At 41.3% G+C, this 23,374-nt stretch carries 23 protein-coding genes and 1 pseudogene; 13 read left to right on the plus strand and 11 right to left on the minus strand.

All coding sequences use genetic code 11. The features are described 5' to 3' along the window. Positions 1-214: 214 nt before the first annotated feature. Positions 215-751 carry a hypothetical protein gene (locus ACM0OR_RS10495; protein WP_414576181.1) on the minus strand — a complete coding sequence of 179 codons (537 nt, stop codon included), beginning with the start codon at positions 749-751 and terminating at the stop codon, positions 215-217. A 271-nt stretch (positions 752-1,022) separates the two neighbouring features. Here ACM0OR_RS10495 and ACM0OR_RS10500 point away from each other — a divergent pair, with 271 nt between their 5' ends. Continuing rightward, positions 1,023-1,970 carry an ADP-ribosylglycohydrolase family protein gene (locus ACM0OR_RS10500; RefSeq protein WP_414576182.1) on the plus strand — a complete coding sequence of 316 codons (948 nt, stop codon included), beginning with the start codon at positions 1,023-1,025 and terminating at the stop codon, positions 1,968-1,970. A 324-nt stretch (positions 1,971-2,294) separates the two neighbouring features. Then, positions 2,295-3,335: an L-histidine N(alpha)-methyltransferase gene (gene egtD / locus ACM0OR_RS10505; RefSeq protein WP_414576183.1), complete on the plus strand. Its 1,041-nt coding sequence runs from the start codon at positions 2,295-2,297 to the stop codon at positions 3,333-3,335. A 590-nt stretch (positions 3,336-3,925) separates the two neighbouring features. On the opposite strand, the gene ACM0OR_RS10510 is transcribed toward egtD, so the two are convergent. Further along, on the minus strand, positions 3,926-4,663 hold the full coding sequence (locus ACM0OR_RS10510; protein WP_323265628.1) for a 2-phosphosulfolactate phosphatase family protein: 738 nt from the start codon (positions 4,661-4,663) through the stop codon (positions 3,926-3,928). 302 nt (positions 4,664-4,965) lie between these two features. Here ACM0OR_RS10510 and ACM0OR_RS10515 point away from each other — a divergent pair, with 302 nt between their 5' ends. From ACM0OR_RS10515 to ACM0OR_RS10525, 3 genes are all read left to right on the plus strand, one after another. After that, the gene (locus ACM0OR_RS10515; RefSeq protein ID WP_237991680.1) at positions 4,966-5,385 is read left to right on the plus strand and encodes a BlaI/MecI/CopY family transcriptional regulator; all 420 of its coding nucleotides are present in this window, start codon (positions 4,966-4,968) and stop codon (positions 5,383-5,385) included. After that, on the plus strand, positions 5,385-6,248 hold the full coding sequence (locus ACM0OR_RS10520; RefSeq protein WP_323265627.1) for a M56 family metallopeptidase: 864 nt from the start codon (positions 5,385-5,387) through the stop codon (positions 6,246-6,248). Before ACM0OR_RS10515 ends, ACM0OR_RS10520 begins: the two co-directional genes overlap by 1 nt. A 301-nt stretch (positions 6,249-6,549) precedes the next feature. After that, positions 6,550-7,323, plus strand: coding sequence for an MlaE family lipid ABC transporter permease subunit (locus ACM0OR_RS10525; protein WP_414576184.1), 774 nt, complete (start codon positions 6,550-6,552; stop codon positions 7,321-7,323). Positions 7,324-7,431: 108 nt separating this feature from the next. Here the strand turns inward: ACM0OR_RS10525 and ACM0OR_RS10530 are convergent, their stop codons facing one another. After that, positions 7,432-9,246, minus strand: coding sequence for an aspartate kinase (locus ACM0OR_RS10530; protein ID WP_323265625.1), 1,815 nt, complete (start codon positions 9,244-9,246; stop codon positions 7,432-7,434). Between the two features lie 127 nt (positions 9,247-9,373). Continuing rightward, positions 9,374-9,946, minus strand: coding sequence for a Uma2 family endonuclease (locus ACM0OR_RS10535; protein WP_323265624.1), 573 nt, complete (start codon positions 9,944-9,946; stop codon positions 9,374-9,376). 205 nt (positions 9,947-10,151) lie between these two features. Here ACM0OR_RS10535 and egtC point away from each other — a divergent pair, with 205 nt between their 5' ends. Both egtC and egtB read left to right on the plus strand, forming a co-directional pair. Beyond that, positions 10,152-10,940 carry an ergothioneine biosynthesis protein EgtC gene (gene egtC, locus ACM0OR_RS10540; protein WP_323265623.1) on the plus strand — a complete coding sequence of 263 codons (789 nt, stop codon included), beginning with the start codon at positions 10,152-10,154 and terminating at the stop codon, positions 10,938-10,940. Then, the gene (gene egtB, locus ACM0OR_RS10545; RefSeq protein WP_414576185.1) at positions 10,915-12,171 is read left to right on the plus strand and encodes an ergothioneine biosynthesis protein EgtB; all 1,257 of its coding nucleotides are present in this window, start codon (positions 10,915-10,917) and stop codon (positions 12,169-12,171) included. Before egtC ends, egtB begins: the two co-directional genes overlap by 26 nt. A gap of 301 nt (positions 12,172-12,472) precedes the next feature. Here egtB and ACM0OR_RS10550 read toward each other — a convergent pair whose 3' ends face one another. Both ACM0OR_RS10550 and ACM0OR_RS10555 read right to left on the minus strand, forming a co-directional pair. Continuing rightward, positions 12,473-12,901, minus strand: a complete 429-nt coding sequence (locus ACM0OR_RS10550) for a hypothetical protein (RefSeq protein WP_414576197.1) — start codon at positions 12,899-12,901, stop codon at positions 12,473-12,475. Between the two features lie 229 nt (positions 12,902-13,130). Beyond that, positions 13,131-13,933, minus strand: a pseudogene (locus ACM0OR_RS10555) (ABC transporter transmembrane domain-containing protein); the annotation flags it as partial. A gap of 119 nt (positions 13,934-14,052) precedes the next feature. Here ACM0OR_RS10555 and ACM0OR_RS10560 point away from each other — a divergent pair. From ACM0OR_RS10560 to purT, 6 genes are all read left to right on the plus strand, one after another. Beyond that, positions 14,053-14,895: a prohibitin family protein gene (locus ACM0OR_RS10560; RefSeq protein WP_414576186.1), complete on the plus strand. Its 843-nt coding sequence runs from the start codon at positions 14,053-14,055 to the stop codon at positions 14,893-14,895. 87 nt (positions 14,896-14,982) lie between these two features. Next, complete coding sequence (locus ACM0OR_RS10565; protein ID WP_414576198.1) at positions 14,983-15,399, plus strand: DUF1824 family protein; 417 nt, start codon at positions 14,983-14,985, stop codon at positions 15,397-15,399. Between the two features lie 192 nt (positions 15,400-15,591). Continuing rightward, entirely contained in the window at positions 15,592-17,532 is a 1,941-nt protein-coding gene (locus tag ACM0OR_RS10570; RefSeq protein WP_414576187.1) for an ABC-F family ATP-binding cassette domain-containing protein, read from the plus strand. A gap of 7 nt (positions 17,533-17,539) precedes the next feature. Then, entirely contained in the window at positions 17,540-17,770 is a 231-nt protein-coding gene (locus ACM0OR_RS10575; RefSeq protein ID WP_414576188.1) for a hypothetical protein, read from the plus strand. Positions 17,771-17,979: 209 nt separating this feature from the next. Continuing rightward, positions 17,980-18,474: a pentapeptide repeat-containing protein gene (locus ACM0OR_RS10580; protein WP_190706604.1), complete on the plus strand. Its 495-nt coding sequence runs from the start codon at positions 17,980-17,982 to the stop codon at positions 18,472-18,474. Positions 18,475-18,528: 54 nt separating this feature from the next. Further along, positions 18,529-19,704, plus strand: a complete 1,176-nt coding sequence (gene purT, locus ACM0OR_RS10585; protein WP_414576189.1) for a formate-dependent phosphoribosylglycinamide formyltransferase — start codon at positions 18,529-18,531, stop codon at positions 19,702-19,704. 57 nt (positions 19,705-19,761) lie between these two features. Here the strand turns inward: purT and ACM0OR_RS10590 are convergent, their stop codons facing one another. From ACM0OR_RS10590 to ACM0OR_RS10610, 5 genes are all read right to left on the minus strand, one after another. After that, positions 19,762-21,444 (minus strand): sodium:solute symporter family protein, encoded by a 1,683-nt coding sequence (locus ACM0OR_RS10590; RefSeq protein WP_414576190.1) that lies wholly within the window; start codon positions 21,442-21,444, stop codon positions 19,762-19,764. A 9-nt stretch (positions 21,445-21,453) separates the two neighbouring features. Then, positions 21,454-21,708, minus strand: a complete 255-nt coding sequence (locus ACM0OR_RS10595; RefSeq protein WP_323265616.1) for a DUF4212 domain-containing protein — start codon at positions 21,706-21,708, stop codon at positions 21,454-21,456. A 390-nt stretch (positions 21,709-22,098) separates the two neighbouring features. Then, positions 22,099-22,530, minus strand: a complete 432-nt coding sequence (locus ACM0OR_RS10600; protein ID WP_323265615.1) for a DUF6006 family protein — start codon at positions 22,528-22,530, stop codon at positions 22,099-22,101. Between the two features lie 221 nt (positions 22,531-22,751). Beyond that, positions 22,752-22,970 (minus strand): toxin-antitoxin system HicB family antitoxin, encoded by a 219-nt coding sequence (locus ACM0OR_RS10605; protein WP_323265614.1) that lies wholly within the window; start codon positions 22,968-22,970, stop codon positions 22,752-22,754. 6 nt (positions 22,971-22,976) lie between these two features. Then, positions 22,977-23,333: a putative toxin-antitoxin system toxin component, PIN family gene (locus tag ACM0OR_RS10610; protein ID WP_414576191.1), complete on the minus strand. Its 357-nt coding sequence runs from the start codon at positions 23,331-23,333 to the stop codon at positions 22,977-22,979. Between the last annotated feature and the right edge of the window lie 41 nt (positions 23,334-23,374).

Here is a 23,374-nt window from a genome sequence, read left to right on the forward strand (position 1 = left end):
AAAGCTGGTTTTATTCAGTGATTAAACACCTCATCAAACCAGCTTTTGACGTTTCTGAGTTTTTAGTGCTGAGTTAAATATATACTACCGCAAAAAGTGTTCAAATTGGGCATTGGGAATTGGATTTTTCTCCGCCTGCTTCCCCTGTCACCTGTCACCTGTCCCCTGTCACCTGTCACCTGTCCCCTGTCACCTGTCCCCTGTCACCTGTCACCTATCTAAACCGATAACCGATACCACCATTGATGCTGACAGCAGACGCGGGGCTATCTTGGTAAGCACGCAATCCGACTTTGGCATTGGTGTAAACCAGGAAGTTGTTAGCCACTTCAGATTCAACCCCTGCACCCAATACTACAGATTCTCTATTGCCTAAAGGACTTGGTAAGCCATTTTTTTCCACAAAGGAGTAACCACCAGTTACAAAGGCGTTGGTGCGATTGGCAATAGGCACATCAAAGGAAACCTCTGGAATAATTGCCGTTGTCTCGTCATTCCAAAGTACGTTACCCCGTGCAGAAAATGGGGTATTGCCTAGTTTGACGCGTCCTGTAAGATTACCGCCAAAGTTAGCAGCATCATTATTTTGTCCACCATTGGTAACACCTGCGGCGATACCAGCACCAACATAAATAGCATCAGTACCTTTTTGAGGTTCAGCCGCAGCTTGACCAGCATTAACTACGAAACCAGTCATAATTACGGAAGAAAATGCAGAGATTGTTACTAGAGACTTGAGTATATTTTTCATAATCTTGAGTAAATTTTCTAGTGTTTCCTTTTACTTTTAAAGTCGAAAGATATGTCAAATATGTTCCAGATATTTTTACGAATTTCTGTATTAAAAATAGGGAATATGCACTTTAAAAACTGGCACAATCTGAAGGAATAAACTTGTTTATTAAATCCTATTTTGTGACTATTCATATAGAAAGAACAAGCTAGCTGTAGCAGTTACTTCAATCATCTCTACAAGAAATCTATAAAGTTAATTTTGAGTAGTTTGCATGGAGATTTAATAAATGCTAACCGCTACAAAAACGTTATCTGGTTTGATGGGTTTGTGTGTCGGTGATGCGTTGGGTGTACCGGTGGAGTTCACTAGCCGCGCCGACTTAGCTCAATCTCCAGTCACAAAGATGCTGGGTTACGGGACATGGAATCAACCTCCAGGAACATGGTCTGATGATAGTTCACTCACATTTTGCCTGGCAGAAAGCCTGTGTAGAGGTTATTCAATAAATGCGATCGCGGATTCTTTTTGCCGTTGGTATAAAACGGCTTACTGGACACCTCGTGGCGAAATATTTGGCATCGGTGAAAGCACTCATGCAGTGATTATGCGTCTCAAGCAGGGAGTTCCACCTTTAGAAGCTGGAGGAACTAGTGAAATGAGCAATGGTAATGGTTCTTTGATGAGAATTTTGCCAATGGCTTATTGTCATCGAAGTTTAGCTTTACAGGAGTTAATTACAAGGGTACATCAAGTTTCTAGTATTACCCATGCTCATCTGCGATCGCAAATGGCCTGCGGCATTTATATTAGTATTGCCGTGGAACTGCTCAAAGGTGCGAATCCCCAGACAGCCTATTTAAAAGGATTAGAAAATATCCAAAGAGTTTATGCAGCAGATGAATATCTTCCAGAACAACCTTATTTTCAGCGCATCTTCAGGGGTGAAATTGCCAAGTTACCAATAGCAGAGATTAATTCTGGTGGCTATGTAATTGATACCCTAGAAGCCTCCCTCTGGTGCTTGTTAAATAGTTCCACTTATGCAGAGGCGGTACTAAAAGCTGTCAACTTAGGAAGACATACCGATACCACTGCGGCGGTGACAGGGGGTTTAGCAGGCATTTACTATGGGGTGGAAGGTATACCCCAACAATGGTTTAAGCAAATTGCTCGCAAACAAGACATTATCAACTTAGCTACGCGCTTTGCGGGGGCAATTGGTCATCAAATATAATCAATTTACCCTGAATTCAAGCAAAAGCTACCGTTTATTAACTGAATCCACGCCCCAGACAAATGCCCTTGAGGAGAGCCAATATACTCTATTGAACCCATATCAATAGTCAATAGTTATTCTCTCCCTTATCTCCCCTACACTCGTGCATCCTCATTAATAAATATTTAATGCTGTTTTAATGGAAAAATCAGTAAAAATAGCTATGCTTTTGTATTCATCTGGCTGAGGCGTGATGTTATGAGCTATGGCTTGGTGTTTCACTGATTAGAATAAAGCTTTGTCATCAAAAGCAATTTAGTATCAAAAGTATGCGGAGGTTCAATGTCAATATCTGAAGCTGTTAGCAACAAGAATACTTCCCACAAAAGTATTGAAGAACGTTTGCAGATACAGCGTTTGGTAGAAGCAACCAAAATAGTTTCATCTAGCGCAGGAAGTGATGTAGTCAAGGGATTAACTCAATTTCCCAAATCTTTACCAGCATATTATTTTTATGATGACCGTGGTTCTGAATTATTCGAGCAAATCTGTGAGTTACCAGAATATTACCTTACACGCACAGAAACCGCGATTTTGCAAGAGTATGCTGGTGAAATCGTCAAGATAACTGGGGCTTGCGAATTGGTAGAACTTGGTAGTGGTAGTTCTACCAAAACCAGGATTTTACTAGATGCTTATCGACAACTAAACTATCCTTTGCGCTATTTACCTATAGATGTTAGTGCAGGGATGTTGGAAAGTAGTGCGAGAAATTTATTAAAGGATTATCCTTCCCTGCAAGTTTATGCACTGGCTGGAACTTATGAATTAGCTTTGGCAAAACTCCCCCCAACTCAGTCACCTACTCGGATGATTGGTTTTATTGGTAGTTCGTTAGGGAATCTTAACCCTCATGAGTGTGATGTTTTCTTTTCCCAAATTATCAACGCTTTGCAACCTGGTGAGTATTTCTTGTTGGGGATAGATTTACACAAGTCCAAGGAGATTTTAGAACCTGCTTACGATGACAGCCAAGGAGTCAGCGCAGCCTTTAACCTGAATATGCTAGATCATTTGAATAGGCGGTTTGAAGGAGATTTTGACACGACACAGTTTGAACACTGGGCATTTTATAACGAAACCAAAAATCAAATTGAGATGCACTTAAAAAGTGTGCGATCGCAAACCGTACAATTAAAATCTCTCAATCTCACCGTTAATTTTGCCCAAGGTGAAACTATCTTCACTGAAATCTCTCGCAAATTCAATCTCAACACTATCCAACAGCAACTGACAACCAAGGGTTTAGTTCCTATCCAAACCTGGACTGATGCAAAACAATGGTTTGCTTTATTGCTGTGTCAATTGCAAGTCAAGGATTAACAAAAAATAAATTACTCAATAAATGTAGTAGCGTGTCAAGGCTAAATTTGTGCATTAGATGTAGGTTAAGCGCAACCCAACATCGATCGAGGAAACTCAACATGGATCTATCTTGGTATTAGGTTTCCTTCCATTAAACGCCACTCGCCCCAAGCCGGGAGAGCCGTCCAAGGCGGTGGCTTCCCAACCTAAGTCTGTCACCAATCACCTGTCTATTAACCTGACTTTTCACGGAATCTGGAAAACCCCTCGATCTAGCTTGCTTCTTTTACGTTCCCTGCAGGACGCTAACGCGAACGCGTAGCGTGTCGTAGACAGACGCTACCGCGAACCCGCAGGGGAGAGTACCTCTCCGCGTCTTTGGAGCTACGGTGTATACACAAGTCTGATAACCTTATGCCGTATCATTCTGATCCCCCCTAACCCCCCTTTTTAAGGGGGATTTAGGGGGATCAAACCACATTTTGCACTTAGCATATAGATGTGTATACACGGTAGGTCTTTGGAGAGGGGTGTTTAAAAGTCGTCGAACTCACGTCAAATTACGAACTACAGAGCAAGAAATTTTTGCGGTTATTTATTTTGCATATTTAAATTTTACTTTTAAACACTCCTGGTTCTTGCTGTGTGGGCAGAACAGCTAAAATATCGGTTTGGGAACAATATTTCAAGTCTTCATGGCATTCCAGGCGTAACAGTCGTTTACCGTGACTAGCGTGGTGGAATAAACCCAATAGGTTATTTTCCCACTGGGAGTATAGAGCGATCGCACTAATAACTTCATCGTTACCAGCTAATTCTTCTGGCGGTAATTGGGATTTTTCGATGACACTATGAGCGATCGCACCTGCACAGGCTGTATCTTCCAAGGAAAAACTGCCTTCCCAACCAGAACCGACAATCCAAACTGTTTCCGGTTGCTTCTCCATCAGGTACTCTACAACTGCGGCGCGGTTAATGAAAGCGGCTGTCAGCACAGTGGCTGATTCCTCTATTCGTTTTAAAGCGCGAGTCCCATTGGTGGTACTAATAAACAAACGCCGTCCTTCCACGAGTTCAGGTGTGCAATCGAGGGGTGAATTACCTAATTCAAACCCAGGGACTTTACCACCGCCTCGTTCTCCAGCTCGCAGCCGTTTTTGTGCTGGCCATTGTTCACTCACAGAGATGAGTTGATCTAAATTGCTAAAGACTTGTACAGCTTCGCCCCCAGAAGAGAGGACAGTTGCTATAGTGCTAGTAGCTCGCAAAACATCGACTGCGATCGCGCAGTCTGGGGCTTTGTCCGTTGGAGTTAGTTCCGGGGTATGGTATACAAATAGCTTCACGCTGGGGATAAACCTGCTCTCAATAACTATTGCCGAGATTAATTCTAATTGCTCGTGATCACAATGATGACACTTAATGTCCGAGTATTTCTTAATGGTTAGGCAAGAGTATTGATTATTGTGAGTGATTGGGGATTAGGAAAGAGAGATTTTCATTCTCTCGTCAGATATTAACGAATGATTTAAAGTTGCTAGAGTTTGCGTCTAAACCAGATATTCTAAAACAATACGGGGAAAGCTATTCCCCCAGAAATTCTAAAATTTTGACTTTTGACTTTTGACTTTTATTGTCCCCAATCCCTATGGCCCCTTTACCCGACTATCATCCTAAACAACTGTCTTTAGGCCCTTTAGAAGCAGAGATATTAAATATCATCTGGGAATTAGGTTCAGTCACCGTCAAAGATGTTCACGATCGCATTTTGGCTGACCCTAACCGCGAGTTAGCTTACACGTCTGTGACTACGGTGTTGCGTCGCCTCACCGATAAAGGTTGGCTAGTTTGTGATAAAAAAGGTAAAGCGTTCTATTGGCGGCCTTTACTGACAAAGCAGCAGGCACAGGTAATTAAAGCTCATGAACAATTACAGCGATTTCTGGCTGTAGGTAATCCTGACGTAGTAGCTGCTTTTGCTGATAGTCTGGATGAAGCAGCCAGCGAGCAAATCGAAGCGATCGCTAAACGTATTCAAGCCGCACGCCAAGCCAGGGAGGAACAATAATGCACCTAATCATGATTTTGATTACTGTGATAGTCGCAGGGATATTGCGCTGTTCTTGGACTCCTACCCTAGGTAGTTGGGATGTGCGCTGGCGGCGATCGCTATTTCTGTTTCTCTTCCCGCCTTTGCTAATTTTTATGACAGCGATCGCGGTGCTGTGTATGGGGCCGCAAGGCCAAATGGGCGGGATGTATACAGGTTGGTTGAGCTATTCTCTCGCTTTAGTTGTCCTGACTGTATTCTCTGGATTGTGCCTCACACTAGCTTACCAAGGTTGGCGATCGCTACAATCAGCCCGTGATTGTCCTGTCGTAGATTTTGAGGGTACACAAGTCAGACTCATGAACACAGAAGCTTTATTTGCAGGTCAAATTGGTTTTTGGCAACCAGAATTAGTAGTGAGTCAAGGATTATTACAAACCCTCTCTCCAGACCATGTAGAAAGCGTCTTAGCACACGAACAAGGACATCATTATTACAGAGACACGTTTTGGTTCTTCTGGCTGGGTTGGATACGTACCTGCACCGCTTGGCTACCCAACACAGAACCTTTGTGGCAAGAACTTTTAGTATTGCGAGAATTACGCGCTGATAGTTACGCTGCATCCCAAGTAGACCCTTTATTGTTGGCAGAATCTCTGTTATTAGTAGTCAGTAATGGTTCTGTATTTGCTCAATCAGACATTTGTTGTGCCGCTTTGGGTGATAGTGTAGGCGATGCCTATGGCGGCAAGCTACGCTTAGAACAGAGAATTGAAGCTTTACTAACACCACCAAAGCCAACCCCAGAAGTTAAATTACAATCTTGGCACACTTTCCTCTTAGCATTTTTGCCTCTACTAACCGTGATATTCCACACTTAATTATCAGTGATTTTTGGATAGCAGCTAAATCATTTATCATAACCAAAACCCTTGTTTATTTGCTAAACAGGGGTTTTTGCTTTAGAAGAAATGCTTAGGTAGTGAAATTAACTCTTAAAAATAAGCCTAAAAATAACAATCTCAAAATCTAGATATAATATTATTTCATTAATCAACTACCCTACTTTATTCCTGAGACAATTAAATTAGTGTAGTAGTTCAGAGCATAGATACACATAAACATTTTATAGGGAATTACGAATTACGAATTACGAATTACGAATTAAACCGGGTGGTAAAATTGCAACCAAAAAAAAATTTAGATCAATTATGGATTGTGCGTTGTTTGGCCACGGTGCTACTTTTTGGTCAAGTCTGCCTACATTTAATCCAAGGAAAAACTTACTACCGTAAAATTCTAGAACATATGGTGACTGCGGGGCCTGCTTCCATATCTCCAGTTTTGTTAGTCAGTGTTTTTTCAGGCATGATTTTTACTATTCAAACAGCTAGAGAATTAGTAAAATTTGGTGCTGTCAGTACCGTAGGAGGTGCGTTTGCTTTAGCTTTTTGCCGGGAATTAGCCCCTATTTTGACAGCAAGTATTATTGCCGGACAAGTAGGTTCTGCGTTCGCCGCCGAAATAGGTGCAATGCGTGTCACCGAGCAAATTGATGCGCTGTATATGCTCAAGACTAACCCTATTGATTATTTAGTTTTACCAAGAGTAATTGCCTGCTGTTTGATGATGCCCATCATGATGATTTTTGCTTTAATTATGGGCATCGCTGGAGGCATGTTTGCAGCTGCACAATTTTACAAAATTCCTCCAGAAATATTTTTAGAATCAGTTAGAGACTTTCTAGACACATCAGACGTATTTACTATTTTACTGAAAGGGTTAATTTTTGGAGCTATAGTTTCTATTAACGGCTGTAGTTGGGGACTAACTACTAGAGGCGGCGCGAAAGAAGTAGGAGAATCCGCCACGACAGCAGTTGTTACTACTTGGGTAGCAATTTTTATGACAGATTTTTTCCTATCTTTATTGTTATATGAAAATCCTGCGTTGTGATTGGGCATCATTAGTTATCAGTTATCAGTCACTTGATAACTGATGACTGATTTAACTCCCTACTCTCTACTCCCTACTCAGCACTCAGCACTCAAAACTCAGCACTCACTACGCAGGTACAACAAATTTCTCGCTACCAGCCAAATCAAAAGCGGCGTGAATAACTTGCAAAGCCTGTACACCTTGTTCTTGGTCTACGACACAGCTAATTTTAATCTCTGAGGTAGCGATCATTTGAATATTAATTTGGTGTTTAGCTAACGCATCAAACATTTTGGCTGCTACACCTGGTTGTCCTACCATACCTGCACCCACAATACTAACTTTAGCGATCGCACTATCTAAAACTACATCGCCCCATCCTAAATCTGTTGCTACTTCCGTGAGTAATTTTTGGGCGGTTTCTCCATCCATCAGGGGGACTGTAAACGCTATATCTCGTCTGGCTACACCATCAATTACCCGACAGCGTTGAGATTGAATAATCATGTCTACGCTGATGTTGTGCTGTGCCAAAATACCAAACAGTTTAGCGGACATTCCCGGACGATCGGGGACTTGGCGAATCGCTAAACGGGCTTGTTTCAAGTCTAAAGCCACACCGCGCACGGGGGGATGAGAGGAAAGTAGGGAAGCAGGGGAAGCAGGAGAAGCCGGGGAGGCTACTATCTCAAAAGCTTGACATAATGCAGCCACAGCGCGATCGCCATCACTCGCATCAATTACACAACTAACTTTGACTTCGCTGGTGGAAATCATTTGGATGTTTACCCCGGCTGCGGCTAGGGTGGCGAACATCTTTGCGGCTACTCCAGGACGGCCTATCATTCCTGCGCCAGAAATACTAACTTTGGCAATGTCTTGTTCTACCATCACCTCAGCCTCGTCAGTGTTGGGGTGAGATGGATTTCGCAAAGCTGGGGCGATCGCCGAGGCTACGGCTTCGGCTCGTTTGAGTATAGGTGTTCTGACAGTGAAAGCAATGTCATTAGTATTACCTTCATGTATCGATTGAATAATTAAATCTACATCTACTTGTTGGCGGGAAATTTCGCCAAACAACTTAGCTGCTACTCCTGGTTTATCGGGTATACGCAACAAAGCCACCCTGGCTTGGTCGGTGTCAAATTCTACCGCATCTACAGGACGGGCAATTTCTAAATTAATCAGCGATCGCCCTTGATTTTGAGGAGTTGTCACCCAAGTCCCAGGGTCATCCGTCCAACTTGACCTAACTACCAGAGGTACACAGTAGTTACGGGCAATTTCCACAGCACGGGGATGTAATACTTTTGCCCCTAAACTCGCCAGTTCCAGCATTTCATTGCTAGTGATTTCATCCATTAACTGCGCTTCAGGAACTAGACGGGGGTCTGTAGTTAAAATTCCTGGTACGTCGGTATAAATTTCACAAAAGTTAGCTTGTAATGCAGCTGCTAAAGCTACCGCCGAAGTATCAGAACCACCACGTCCCAAAGTCGTAATTTCTAACTCACCATTGCTAGAAATACCTTGAAACCCAGCCACAACAACGACCTTACCATCATTAAGGTGACGCATCACTCGTTCTGTTTCAATCTGCAAAATTCGGGCGCGGGTGTGTTCAGCTTCGGTGACAATTCCTACCTGTGCGCCAGTCATAGAAATCGCTGGTTGTCCAAGTTCCTGCAACGCCATACTCAGCAAAGCAATAGTCACTTGCTCCCCTGTAGACAGCAGCATATCCATTTCCCGACGGCTAGGATTAGGAGAAATGTCATTGGCTAGCTTAACGAGTCCATCGGTGGTTTTTCCCATTGCTGAAACCACTACCACCAGAGAGTTTCCTGCTTTGACAGTTTTATAGATACGCTGGGCTACAGCTTGGATGCGTTCGACTGAACCGACAGATGTACCACCGAATTTCTGAACTATAAGCGGCATAACTTTTGTTTAATCAATATCCCTACTTCTTTCTATGCTTCCCTAAACTTAGGAAGCATTGAAGCCATTAATAGTTAATTAGTTTACTAAATAATGAGCAAGGATACCTCACTTTTTTAAGAACAGGTTAACTCTCAAAAACCACATCTTCATACAGTGCAGCCATTGTCCCCTCAAAATTAACACTGTTGAGACAAAATGATTCCTGTGCTGGAGTGTATGATTGCAAAATCCAAAATCTTTGCTCATTGCGTCGGAAACACTCGACACGTTGACGCTTGGTATTAATTAGAACATACTCTTGTAAACTTTCCAAGGCTTGATAATCAGCGAATTTATCACCTCGGTCAAAAGCCTCAGTGGAATTAGATAAAACTTCCACGATTAAACAGGGAAATTTTTTATAAGTCGGTGTTTCTTGGTCGCGTTGGTCACAAGTCACCATTACATCAGGATAGTAAAAACGATTTAAAGACTCAATTCGCGCTTTCATGTCAGCAATGTAAACACGACAACCAGAACCACGGACATGAGTCCGTAAAAGCGCAAATAGATTTCCTGCAATAGTAACGTGGGGGTCACTTGCGCCGGCCATTGCGTAGATGTAGCCATCAATATATTCTTGTTTTTCTTGGCTGTGTTCCTCTAGTTGCAGGTATTCTGCTGGTGTGAGGTAATTTTCTTGAGGAGAAGCAACCATGATGCTAACTTCCTTTTCTTACGCTATATCACTTGGCGATATCCTAGCATCTTTGATTTAATGGCGTTCCACCCACCGTAGGCGACGATGCTCCGCTCCACCGTAGGCGATCGCCAGACACTAACAGCACTCTGCGCTCAATTTAATGAAATTCTCAGAAATAAGGCTTATCCTATGAAAGCAATTAGGAGCAAATGCTGTCATTATGTGCCGTCTACTTGCTTATCTTGGTTCACCTATTTCTCTAGATCATCTTCTGTATAAACCAGAACACTCATTAATAGTCCAAAGTTACCAACCAAGGGAAATGACTTCTGGTTTATTAAATGCAGATGGCTTTGGTGTGGGTTGGTATCATAGCCAAAAAAATACTGATCCATTTATATATAAAAATACACTACCAATTTGGAATGATATTAATTTACCTAGTCTTAGCCGTTATGTAGAATCTAAATGTGTACTAGCTTATGTTCGCAGTGCTACACCAGGACAAGCATTAGATTTTGCTAATTGTCAGCCATTTAATCATCAACAAACCTTATTTATTCACAATGGACGCATTGAGAAATTTCGTCAAACCTTACACCGAAAAATCCGCAGCACTTTAATCCCTAATTTTTACGAACAAATCAACGGCAATACAGATTCTGAACATATTTTTGCATTATTGCTTTCTCAAATCCAATTGAACAAACATCGCCCCCCAGAGTATGCTTTACGCACAACTTTATTAGCCTTGGGAGAAATGGCAAAACGCTATCAAGTTGAAGCTTCTGCAAATACAGTTTTTAGTGATGGAAAACGCTTAATAGCCTCTCGTTTTTCAACCTCTGCACCTGCACCGTCTCTTTATTGGCTCAGAGATGATTTAACTTTCCCTAATTCTGTCATCATTGCTTCTGAACCATTATTTGCAGGTAACTGGACTGGTTGCCCAGAAAATAGCATTATCACTGTGGGAGAAGACTGTGATATCCAAGTTGAAAAAATCTAGCGTCAAAGATTCTATTACTGTTGCTTTAGATGAATGTCGTACCAAAACCTTAACATTATTTGCGGGGATGAATGCAGCAACATTCTGCAATCAACCTCATCCTGATTTTAGTCCTGTGGGTTGGCATTTGGGACATATTGCCTATATAGAATCTTTATGGATACTAGAACATAGTGCAGGTAGTCCTTGTTTATTTCCGCACTACCGTCAGTTGTTTGCAGCTGATGGTTTACCCAAATCTCAGCGAGTTAATCTACCCAAACTAGATGAAACTCTTGATTACTTGGACACAGTAAGAAAAAATGTGTTGAAATACCTAGAAGTTGCAGATATAGAACCCCAAGAACGCCTCTGGCGTTTTCTAATTCAGCATGAAAGTCAACACTGTGAAATCATGACTATGGTGCTGGAGTTATTTAATAGTCAGCGTTTAAGCGTGACACTTCCCTCATCTTCTTCTTTTCAGCCTGAGATGATAGAAATTCCAGCCGGGGAATTTGAGTTAGGAAGTGACTCAATGGATGCAATGGATAATGAAATTCCTGCTCGCAAAGTCTATTTAGATACTTACTGGATTGACCGCTATCCGGTGACTTGTGGACAATATCGCCTATTTATAGAGGCTGGAGGATATCAAAATTCTCAGTATTGGTCAGTGGTAGGGTGGCAATGGTTACAAAACGAGCAGGTAACACAACCACTTTATTGGATAGAAGCTCAAAGTTATGAGCATCATCCAGTTTATGGTGTGAGTTGGTATGAAGCCGAAGCATACGCAAACTTTGTGGGAAAGCGTCTACCCACAGAAGCCGAGTGGGAAAAAGCAGCGAGTTGGGATGTTCAAACTAACCGTCGGCGCACCTATCCTTGGGGCGATGATTTACCAACAGATAAATATTGTAATTGCAATGGGCTAGACCCAATGAGAGGCGATGCTTTCATCAACCATACAACCCCAGTCAATACCTACCCAGCCGGGCAAAGTGCCTATGGTTTGTATGATACTCTCGGTAATGTTTGGGAATGGACAACTTCTTGGTTTTCTGGGTATGAGGGTTTCCAAAGTTTCCCATATAAAGGTTATTCTCAAGCTTACTTTGACAACCAGCACCGTGTTTTAAAAGGAGGTAGTTGGGCAACTCGTCCCTGGATACTACGTCCTAGTTTCCGCAATTGGTATCATCCAGGTGTAAGGCAAATTTTCGCAGGCTTCCGTTGTGCAACTAGTTGAGTGCTGAGTGCTGAGTGCTGTTAGCGGTAGCGCGGCGTTTAGCCGGTGCTGAGTGCTGAGTGCTGAGTGCTGAGATGGTGTTTGAAAAGGGTTGTTCTATGTGATGTTGTAGCTTGCTTTGCTACGCAACGCTACCGCGAACTCAGTAAGGACTAAAGTCCTTACTACGAACCGTCAAAACTAACTTGATAGACTACTAGCTATGCCGCAGGCTTTATCTTATGCTGCACTCCTGTCAGAATGACATTTTTATTTTGAATTTTGAATTGATTCATACTCCTTGCAACTTTTCAAACATCCTCTAAACAATAATCGCTTCAGTCATGCGCTGTTCTAGTAAATCTAATAAACCGGCAACATTTTTTCCCACTTGTTCAAAACAAACTTGTGGTGCTGGTTCTGGTGCAAACTGAATTAACTTAACTTCACCCTTACCAATCCCAATCATTAACACTTCTACTTCTGGTTGATGATGCTCAATAATGCCGATTAATTCTTGAAGCCTATTCTCAACATTATTATTTAATTTCTCCACCGCTTCTTGAGGACAATAAACAAAATGTGGTGTTGGTTGTAAATCAATACCAATAGTACCTTGTTTATCACCATTTTCTAACCACAACCCCCAAGCAAGTGCCGCCAACTCTTGCTGATGTTCTTTCACAAACCTATCCAACTGGCTACGCCACTTGTTGTCCCCTGATTCCGGCTGATTACTACCAAACATCATAATTAATTCGTAATTCGTAATTCGTAATTCGTAATTCGTAATTTTATCTACCTTGTCTCTGCGCCATGCTGCGAGTTCTGCTTTAGCGGTACTAGCATAAATCCCACCAACGGTTAACAACTCTTTATATAAATACAATCAGCATTGCGAATTATGGAAAGACGATGAGCGATCGCCTAATTGCTGCCTCAGTTTCATTATCCACCAAAAAGACTCAGGAACGATCAGCACCTACTGACATCTTACCTACGACGGTTTTCATGCCACGAAATAGCAGTAATGCTGTGAAGCCTGTTAGAATGGGCATCCTAATGAAAGGAATAAAAGCCGCAGACAGTGCGTGCGATCAGCTACGCTGGGAGTAACGCGATCGCTTTAGTGTTACTTTGGCGATAAACATAACTGTCTTGCCCTAACCGCTTGACTTCATATCTCTTGTGCCGTGAAACTTTTAATCATAGTGATGCCACTCAAGTTATTAGACAAACGTAAATGTCCATTGAGTCAACCCACTTTTTCGCGCACATCGGCGTAACGAGGTGCAAATGATTTTTGACATACCACTAAACCCAAGAGAATCAATGGCATCGATAAGATAGCCATCCAAGCTACCCTGGGAGTTAAGACAAAGAATGCACCGCTAATGACTACAATAGTTGTGGTTACTTGGATAATATCGTGAGCTTCCCACATCCAAAAAACGCTCTAGTTAGTTAACATCATCACTAATAGACATGAATCCCTCTGTCTTGTGTTTTTCAAAATAAGCTAACTCCAATCCCTGTAGGTGTTTATATGTGTCTAAACGTAGGTTATGCTGTATGTTCTGTGCCAAGTTATGCCAGAACAACTTATAGCGATACTCAAAAAATGACTCTATTATCCAAGTGATAACCATAAGCAGGGAAAACCCAACTGAGCAATGATAGAATCCTGCTGCTTAACTACCACATCCACCGCAATACTAATTAAAGCTGGTGGAGCTAAGTCAAAAATTTTATTCACAACCGAACAATCAGCCGCCAACAAGATTTGTTGACGGTAGTTGTGTCCATAGTCAGAAAATACTGAATGCTAAACGCCCCGCTACCACTAACAACATCGGCTAAACGCCCCGTTACCGCTAACAGCACTCACAAGGAGATAGCAACTTGAAAAATCAACAAATAGGGAATTGGCAAACCACAGTTTTAGGAATTGTCTTAGCCATAATTGTAATTATTGGGTTAAATTCTTTTATTATTATCAACCCAGGACAAGCAGGAGTAATCAGTATTTTAGGTAAAGCTAGGGATGGTGCTTTAAGAGAAGGTATTCACTTGAAACCGCCTTTAATTTCAGTAATAGATGTGTATGATTTAACTGTACAAAAATTTGAAGTCCCTGCCGAAAGTTCTACGAAAGATTTGCAGAATTTAACAGCTAGGTTTGCGATTAACTTTCGGATTGATCCGATTCAAGTAGTAGAAGTGAGAAGAAAACAAGGCACTCTAGAAAATATTGTTTCCAAAATTATCGCCCCCCAAACCCAAGAATCATTCAAAATTGCCGCCGCGAGAAGAACAGTAGAAGAAGCAATTACCAAACGGAGTGAACTCAAAGAAGACTTTGATAATGCCCTAGGCGCTCGCCTGGATAAATATGGAATAATTGTGTTAGATACTAGCGTCATTGATCTAACTTTTTCTCCTGAATTTGCCAAAGCCGTAGAAGAAAAACAAATTGCAGAACAACGCGCTCAAAGAGCCGTCTATGTAGCACGAGAAGCCGAGCAAGAAGCCCAATCAGATATTAACCGTGCCAAAGGTAGAGCCGAAGCTCAAAGACTCTTAGCCGAAACCCTCAAAGCTCAAGGGGGACAATTAGTGCTACAAAAAGAAGCAATTGAAGCTTGGAGAAATGGCGGCTCGCAAATGCCCAAAGTATTAGTTATGGGTGGTGAATCCCAAAGTAATGTTCCCTTTATTTTTAATCTTGGTAATACCCAAGACTGACTATAATTTGCCTAATCACACATAACGCACTTTCGGTTATCCCTACCTCATACACACAACAACAATCAATAACCCATGAAACAATCTATGCCAATGTCCAATCACCCCAACCTCACAACCACAGAAGCCAAAAAAATCCTCAATAAATTTAACTGTCTAGATATCGCACCCATTCTTAAACCGTCAGAAAAAGAATTGGTACGTCAAGCATTGATTCTGTTCACCAAACTTTCTGATTATCAAATACTAGGAATTTGTGCTGACACAGCCGCAGAAGGACTACTAGCCATGAGAACATACTCTCATGCTTTGGGTTATGAAGTACCCATTGATTTACCTGTAGTAGAAGGGCCAGTTTATATTAAATTAAATGGTAAAAATGGCTTATGTTACCTCGATTCCTATGCAGGACATCATCGTGGTGTATTAGTCTCTTGTCAGTCTTATGAAGAAGGAGGCATCAACGAAATGTATGGACATCTACCCCTCGACTTATTTGTCTAAAATTAGGCAAAAATATGAGGTGCGTTAAAATAAATAAATGCACCTCACATTTACTCACCTAAATTCTTAGTAAATACTCCAAACTTCTCTCTGCGGGTTCTGCGAAGCGGTACTGCGTGAGATGCAAGCAAAATCTCCATTCACGCCCAACACCAAATCAGCAATAAATTCAACGGTTTCTTTTAAAATTCTATGAGTATCATCACCCTACAATCAATTAAAAAAGACTTTGGAATTAAAGAAATTTTAAAAGATGCCAGCTTTAGTTTAGATGCTACTGACAAAGTGGGTTTAATTGGCACAAATGGTTCTGGTAAATCAACCTTATTAAAAATGATTGCTGGACTAGAATCAGTTGATAGTGGTCAAATTAGTTGTAACTCTGGTTCTAAAATAATTTACTTACCCCAACAGCCAAACTTAGATGAAAACCGCACAGTGTTAGAGCAGATTTTTGCTGACAGTGGCGAACAAATGGACTTGGTAAAAGAGTATGAAGAAATCTCTGATAAACTAGCTCACTATCCAGAAGATAATCAGTTAATGTCCCGCCTTTCTGTTGTCATGCAGCGCATGGACGAAACTGGCGCATGGGAATTAGAAACCAACGCTAAAATTATCCTCACTAAGTTAGGAATTGTTGATTTTGATGCAATCATTGGGACTTTATCCGGAGGCTATCGTAAACGGATTGCCTTAGCAACTGCTTTACTCGCAAATCCCGATGTATTATTGATGGATGAGCCAACCAACCATCTTGATGCTTTGTCTGTAGAATGGTTACAAAGTTATCTTAATCGCTTTCGCGGCGCACTGTTTTTAATTACCCACGATCGCTACTTTTTAGATCAAGTCACCAATCGCATCATTGAAATTGACAGAGGTGATATTTACACCTACTCAGGCAATTATTCATACTACCTCGAAAAGAAAGCCTTAGCAGAAGAATCGGCTATTAGCACCCAACGTAAACATCAGGGTGTATTACGCCGAGAATTGGAATGGTTGAAAAAGGGGCCAAAAGCCCGTAGCACCAAACAAAAAGCGCGGATTCAACGCGTTCACGCCATGCGCGAAACTGAGTTTAAACAAATTCAGGGTAAGGTAGATATTTCCACCGTAGGCCGTCGCATTGGCAAAAAAGTTATTGAACTCAATAATATTTCTAAATCCTATAATGGGCGTACCCTGATTCATGACTTTACCTATGAATTTAGCCCCGAAGATAGGCTGGGAATCATCGGCGGTAATGGTGCAGGTAAGTCCACATTAATGAATATAATTACTGGACGGGTAGAGCCAGATCAGGGTAGTGTAGAAATTGGTTCTACCATTCACATCGGTTATTTTGATCAGCATTCTGAAGAATTACTCTCAGCTTTAGATGAAAATCAGCGCGTGATTGACTACATTAAAGAAGAAGGGGAATTTGTCAAAATCGCCGATGGGACTAAAATTACAGCTTCTCAAATGTTAGAACGGTTTCTGTTTCCGGGAAATCAACAATATGCTCCCATTCACAAACTATCTGGCGGTGAAAAGCGACGATTATTTCTGTTGCGAATCCTCATTAGTGCGCCGAATGTGCTAATTTTAGACGAACCAACCAATGATTTAGATGTACAGACATTGGCAGTATTAGAGGAATACCTAGAAGATTTTAGCGGTTGTGTCATTGTAGTTTCCCACGATCGCTACTTTTTAGATCGCACTGTCGATACAATATTCGCATTAGAAGCAGATGGAAACCTGCGCTCATATCCAGGTAATTACTCGGTTTATCTTGACTATAAGAAAGCTGAAGAAGCACAACAAAACACCACCAACAATAAAGAAAAAACAAAAAATTCTGAAGAATCAAAAGTTACATCCCAAACTAAAGATGTAGAGAATAAAAAGCGACGCAGGTTATCTAATTGGGAAAAACGGGAATTTGAGCAGCTAGAAGGCAAAATTGCTCAGTTAGAGGTTGACAAAGCATCTGCTGAACAAGCACTAGTTAAAGTCTCTCCCGGTAATTATACCCAAGTCCAACAACTCTACGACCAAGTAGAGATGCTCAAACAAGCAATTGATAACGCTACCGAACGCTGGTTAGAATTAGCTGAGATCGAGTCTTCGGAGAATGGGTGAGAGTCAAATGAACGCTCTAAAGCAAAATTTACTACCAATCTTGGCATTGAATGATGCACAATGTAACCATATCTGTCAAGTAAATCGTGATTTAGACATGGAGCGTACATATGAGGGGAGATTAATTACTATACCGCCCACAGACAGGTTAGAAATTAGATTTTTGGACTCTATGGCTGGAAAAACCTCAAATGACACAGACGCTACTTGGAAAAAATGTGAACCTGGGGATAGTTAGACTATATTGTCTGGGAATTACCAAGAGGAACTAATTCTTTAACAATTCTGCAACTGAGTTTACCAAAAGTTTGCCGTAGTTATGAAAGTCAGATGTTACCCTTTGTCTGAGTGGAGATTTGACTGCATTCTCATGTTACTTTTGTTCATCTGGCTATAGATAACTTTAGCCGTGCATCCGATAGTTAGATATAGTGCCAAGTAATGATCATGATCAATCATCATACTCAAGACCTCCGCTCGAATGCCATTCACTTTTTAGAGCAGACTCCGCCACAACGTCTACAAATTCTCCAAGAATTAGGCTTAGGACGCTACCAGTTTTTGACTAAAATTCGTCTTAATGATGCCAACATCAATTGTGTGATGGAATTTTTGCAAACTCCTAGTCAAGTCAAATTCCCTAATTTATCTGGGGCTGATTTATCGGGGTTGATTTTAAATGAGGTGAATTTAATTCGGGGTAATTTAACAGGGGCAAACTTACAAGGTAGCAGTTTATTAAATGCCGATCTCATTTTTGTCAATTTTACCAAAGCTGACTTGAGAAAAGCCGATTTAAGAGGGGCAGCACTCAATGAAACTATTTGGCTAGATACACTAGTAGATGAGTGTCAGCTTGGCTTAGGTAATGGCTTGACAAAGCAGCAACGTAAAGATTTACAACTGCGTGGGGCTAGGTTTAACTATTTGGCAGATGATTAATTAAAATCACAAAAATTATCAGATTGCTAGATTCATACTGGCTCGGACAAGTCAATGATTAACTCCATCAAACTCCCCCAGAAACTCATGTTATTGGGTGCAGGAGAACTCGGCAAAGAATTTGTAATTGCAGCGCAACGGCTCGGTAATTATGTGATAGCTGTAGACCGCTATCCTAATGCACCAGCGATGCAAGTTGCTGATTGCTGTGAAGTCATATCAATGCTGAGTGCTGATGATTTAGAAGCCGTAGTCACTCAGCATAAACCTGACTTTATCATCCCAGAAATTGAAGCAATTAGGACGGAGAAACTGCTGGAATTTGAACAGCGAGGGATTACAGTTATCCCCACAGCAGCAGCGACTAATTACACCATGAACCGCGACAGAATTAGGGAATTAGCCCATCAAGAATTAGGCATTAGAACTGCTAAATATGGTTATGCAGTCAGCTTAGAAGAATTAATTGCAGTTGCCGATCAAATTGGTTTTCCTAATGTGATTAAACCTGTGATGTCATCCTCTGGAAAAGGGCAATCTGTAGTCCAAACGAGATATGAAGTAGAGAAAGCGTGGAATTATGCGATCGCAAATTCCAGAGGCGACAGTCAAAAGGTAATTATCGAAGAATTTATTAACTTTGAAATTGAAATTACCCTACTTACAATTAAACAGTGGAATGACCCGACAATTTACTGTTCTCCCATTGGACATCGGCAAGAAAGAGGCGATTATCAAGAGTCTTGGCAACCCGCAGCAATATCACCAGATAAAATATTACAAGCCCAAGAAATAGCTAAAAAAGTCACCGACGCTTTAGGAGGTGCAGGTATTTTTGGTGTAGAGTTTTTTATCACCAAAGATGAGGTAATTTTCTCTGAACTTTCTCCCCGTCCTCATGATACGGGCATGGTGACATTAATTTCTCAAAACCTCAACGAGTTTGAGTTACATCTGAGGGCAATTTTAGGCTTACCCATCCCTCATATAGAATTGTTGGGGGCTTCAGCTAGCGCGGTGATTTTAGCTTCAGAAAAATCAGACTCTATCACCTTTACGGGTGTAGCTGAAGCTTTGTCAGAAAAAGATGTAGATATCAAATTATTCGGTAAACCAACCACCCATCCTTATCGTCGTATGGGGGTGGCTTTAGCTAAGGCTGATAATGTGCAAGAAGCTAGGGAAAAGGCGACGAAAGCCGCAAGTAAAATTCAAATTATTAGTTATTAGTCAATAAGGGCTTTAGTCATAAAAGAAGGACTAAAGTCCTTACTACGAACTTACTCTTTACTCTCCAGTCCCTACTGGTTGTGATTCTTCTTCCAGAGACGGAGAACGTAAATCTTCTACCATCGCTTGAATTTCTGCGGGGGGTGGTGGCGTGACGCGAGAAACTACCAGCGTCACCGCGAAGTTAATTAGCATACCTAAAGTACCGATACCTTCAGGAGATACACCAAAAAACCAAGGCTGCATTCCCGCGAACTTGACCCCGATGATGTAGACAATGGTAAAAATTAACCCTGTCAACATTCCAGCGATCGCACCTTCGGAATTGGTACGCTTATCGAAGATGCCCAAAACTATGACTGGGAAGAAACTAGCAGCCGCTAAACCAAAGGCAAAAGCTACCACTTCACTCACAAATCCCGGCGGATTTACACCAAAGTAACCAGCCAACACCAGGGATAACCCCACCATAATCCGCCCGACAAACACTCGTTTTTGTTCCGAGGCGGAAGAATCGATGATGCGGTAGTAGATATCATGGGCGATGGAACTAGATATAACTAGCAACAACCCGGATGCTGTAGATAAAGCCGCCGCTAAACCACCAGCTGCTACCAAAGCAATCACCCAAGGCGCAAGGTTGGCTATCTCTGGGGTAGACAGGACAATAATATCCCGATCAATTTTAATTTCGTTGGTGTCTATACTGGGAGTCAACTGATAACGCCCATCTTGATTTTTATCCTCAAATGTCAGCAGTCCAGTTTTTTCCCACTTTTGCGCCCAGTCTAACTGCTGTACTTCTGTGACTGTTCGATCGTTTAGAGTCGTAATCAAGTTATAACGAGCAAACATCGAAAGTGCGGGTGCTGTGGTGTATAAAATGGCAATGAATAATAAAGCCCAACCAGCAGAAAACCTCGCTGCACGTACACTTTTAACTGTGTAAAACCTCACAATAATATGGGGTAAACCAGCAGTACCTACCATTAAAGCAATCGTGGTGAACAGTACATCTAACATGGACTTGTTCACAAACGGCTTAGTATATTCTTGAAACCCTAAATCTACCTGAATTTGATTGAGTTTCGTAGCAACATCACTAAAGGTAAATGCTAACTGGGGAATGGGATTACCGGTGAGTTTCCAGGCGATCGCGATCGCGGGAATCAAGTAAGCTAAAATCAACACACCATACTGGGCTACTTGCGTCCAAGTAATCCCTTTCATCCCTCCCAACACCGAGAAAAAGCCTACAATTACCATCCCGATGATGACACCGGTGTTAATGTCTACTTGTAAAAAACGGCTGAAAACAATACCCACACCGCGCATTTGTCCAGCAACGTAGGTGAGAGAGACAAAAATCGCTGCCACTACCGCCACCAAACGAGCAATATTAGAATAATAGCGATCGCCTACAAAATCTGGCACTGTATACTTACCAAATTTTCGCAGATAGGGCGCGAGTAATAAAGCCAGCAACACATAACCGCCAGTCCAACCCATTAAATAAATAGAACCGTCGTAGCCGAGAAAAGAAATCAGCCCCGCCATAGATATAAACGAAGCCGCAGACATCCAATCGGCGGCGGTAGCTGCACCATTAGCAATGGAAGGGATACCTTGGCCTGCTACGTAGAAGTCTTTGCTACTTTTGACTCGTGATTGCCAGCCAATATAAATATAAGCAACAAAAGACAGTCCAACTATGAGAATCGTCCAAATCTCAACTGACACAGTTTTACCTTACTTCTTAATATTATATTTGCGGTCTAATTTGTCCATCTGCACAGCATAAATGAAAATCAACGCTACAAATACCAGGATTGATCCTTGCTGTGCCATCCAAAACCCAAAAGGGACACCAAAAAAACGTAAGTTGTTCAAAGGTTGAACTAGCAAAATACTAAAAACTATGGAAACCAATCCCCAAATAATTAAAAGATTGCGAATTAAAGCAGTATTAGCGCGCCAGTAAGACTGACGCTCATGTTCATTCATATTTTTCTAGCGTAAGTGCATCAAAAATATTACCAATAAATCAGTAGTGATTACACTTGGCTATCTTGTATATTTGTTTCTAGTTTTTAAGAAATACAGTTTTTGTCAGGCTCGTTATACTCATGATGCGTGATAAGTAGAACGGCGTAAATAATTAAAGGTTTGTAGTAAGGACTTTAGTCCTTACTACAAACTCGATCACAATAACTTTATATTACTTAACATGGTTAGGTTTATTCCCACCGACTTACTTACGCACTTCTGATGAAAAGTGCTGAGTTGAAAGTGCTATTAGCGGAAGCGGGGCGTTGAACAGCGTACTCTTTTTCTGACTCAGCACTCAGCACTCAGCACTCAGCACTGAGTGCGGTAAAATAGTAGATACAAGTATTATCTGCGATTGCGACATTGTAGTGGGTAGCGATTGCCCCGCCATGTTGTCCAACCATCTGCGATCTTAGTCCGACTGTTGTATCTGAGATACCAATTATCTTGCTCTGCTCCTAAATAACGAATACCTAAATCCTGTCTTTGTCTGCTGGAAGAACGCTTTCCTAGCGGAATCCATGCACTACCATTATCACTAAACCTCCCAACAAGACGGACTCCAGAAGTAGTAGAGCAGACACCACCACTGCAACTAGTTTGTGGATTATCTACAACTTTCCATTCCATTTGGGCTGGTCTACCGTCAATATTACAATCCCACAAACCAAAGAACCATTCACCAGCAATTTGACCAGCTTTAGTAGAACTAGATCCCAATACTAAACTTGCCGAAACAATTGCCAAACCCAAAAGCGACTTTGTAATGTTCTTCATTATACGTTACTGATACATATGAGTGAATCTGTATCTTCTATTCACTCATATGTAACAGCATTGCTGTTTATGCAACTAATTAAGACTTGGAAACTTAATATTTCTCTATTGAGAAAAGGCACATTAGACATCTCCAAGTTTTGAGAGCATTGAACTGCTGTAATTGCTGTCCTAGTTCCTCGGATACCTCAACAGTGATTTGCATCATTGTGTCATAAGCTCTATTCTTTCAAATTATCAAGTTTAGCTAGTATTCTCAACCCTTCTTCTGGATTACCAGTTGCAGCCATTGCTTTAAATCTTGTCTGGGTATCAAATTCTGCTAAAGCTATAGTAGAAAGTTCTTCAATCAACTTATTAACACTGATGCCTTTGGCTTGAGCAAGTTCTTTTAATCTGTTGTGCTTATCGTCTGGTAAACGAATAGTTAAAGTTGCCATTTTGGTTTAACTCTTAATAATTTCTTCGGGTGTTAATATTGATAAATTAGAAAATAGCAATTCAGCATTTTGGAAATCTTTGACATTATGAGTAGCAATAATTTGAGCATTTCCCGCCACCGCTAATTCAATTAAGTGGTTATCAGCTTCGTCTTTTAAATTAGGTCGCCATAAATAGTAAATATAAACCCATTGACTTACACTCATTAATGATGCAAGTAAAACAGAAATCTCTTCAGTAGTTAAAGGGCATTTGGCGATAATTTCTGAGCGATGAATAACTGATTCATACTCTGAAAATAAAGCATTTCTGGTATTGGGGTTATGGCGATCGCAACGAAGATACCTAATTTTATACTCCATCTCATCAAGACGGTGTGGGATTTGTCACTATGCGATTGCTC

The organism is Anabaena sp. CCY 9402-a (genome assembly GCF_963920945.1).
GTDB classification, from domain to species: Bacteria; Cyanobacteriota; Cyanobacteriia; order Cyanobacteriales; family Nostocaceae; genus Trichormus; species Trichormus minutissimus.

Bases quoted from the DNA above. Each gene is read 5' to 3' on its own strand.
- ACM0OR_RS10595 (WP_323265616.1), bottom strand. From the start codon at position 21,708: ATGAATGAACATGAGCGTCAGTCTTACTGGCGCGCTAATACTGCTTTA.
- purT (WP_414576189.1), top strand. From the start codon at position 18,529: ATGATTAACTCCATCAAACTCCCCCAGAAACTCATGTTATTGGGTGCA.
- ACM0OR_RS10495 (WP_414576181.1), bottom strand. From the start codon at position 751: ATGAAAAATATACTCAAGTCTCTAGTAACAATCTCTGCATTTTCTTCC.
- ACM0OR_RS10550 (WP_414576197.1), bottom strand. From the start codon at position 12,901: ATGATGTTTGGTAGTAATCAGCCGGAATCAGGGGACAACAAGTGGCGT.
- ACM0OR_RS10570 (WP_414576187.1), top strand. From the start codon at position 15,592: ATGAGTATCATCACCCTACAATCAATTAAAAAAGACTTTGGAATTAAA.
- ACM0OR_RS10515 (WP_237991680.1), top strand. From the start codon at position 4,966: ATGGCCCCTTTACCCGACTATCATCCTAAACAACTGTCTTTAGGCCCT.
- ACM0OR_RS10610 (WP_414576191.1), bottom strand. From the start codon at position 23,333: ATGGAGTATAAAATTAGGTATCTTCGTTGCGATCGCCATAACCCCAAT.
- ACM0OR_RS10565 (WP_414576198.1), top strand. From the start codon at position 14,983: ATGCCAATGTCCAATCACCCCAACCTCACAACCACAGAAGCCAAAAAA.
- egtD (WP_414576183.1), top strand. From the start codon at position 2,295: ATGTCAATATCTGAAGCTGTTAGCAACAAGAATACTTCCCACAAAAGT.
- ACM0OR_RS10580 (WP_190706604.1), top strand. From the start codon at position 17,980: ATGATCAATCATCATACTCAAGACCTCCGCTCGAATGCCATTCACTTT.
- ACM0OR_RS10575 (WP_414576188.1), top strand. From the start codon at position 17,540: ATGAACGCTCTAAAGCAAAATTTACTACCAATCTTGGCATTGAATGAT.
- ACM0OR_RS10530 (WP_323265625.1), bottom strand. From the start codon at position 9,246: ATGCCGCTTATAGTTCAGAAATTCGGTGGTACATCTGTCGGTTCAGTC.
- ACM0OR_RS10520 (WP_323265627.1), top strand. From the start codon at position 5,385: ATGCACCTAATCATGATTTTGATTACTGTGATAGTCGCAGGGATATTG.
- ACM0OR_RS10500 (WP_414576182.1), top strand. From the start codon at position 1,023: ATGCTAACCGCTACAAAAACGTTATCTGGTTTGATGGGTTTGTGTGTC.
- ACM0OR_RS10600 (WP_323265615.1), bottom strand. From the start codon at position 22,530: ATGAAGAACATTACAAAGTCGCTTTTGGGTTTGGCAATTGTTTCGGCA.
- ACM0OR_RS10535 (WP_323265624.1), bottom strand. From the start codon at position 9,946: ATGGTTGCTTCTCCTCAAGAAAATTACCTCACACCAGCAGAATACCTG.
- ACM0OR_RS10605 (WP_323265614.1), bottom strand. From the start codon at position 22,970: ATGGCAACTTTAACTATTCGTTTACCAGACGATAAGCACAACAGATTA.
- egtC (WP_323265623.1), top strand. From the start codon at position 10,152: ATGTGCCGTCTACTTGCTTATCTTGGTTCACCTATTTCTCTAGATCAT.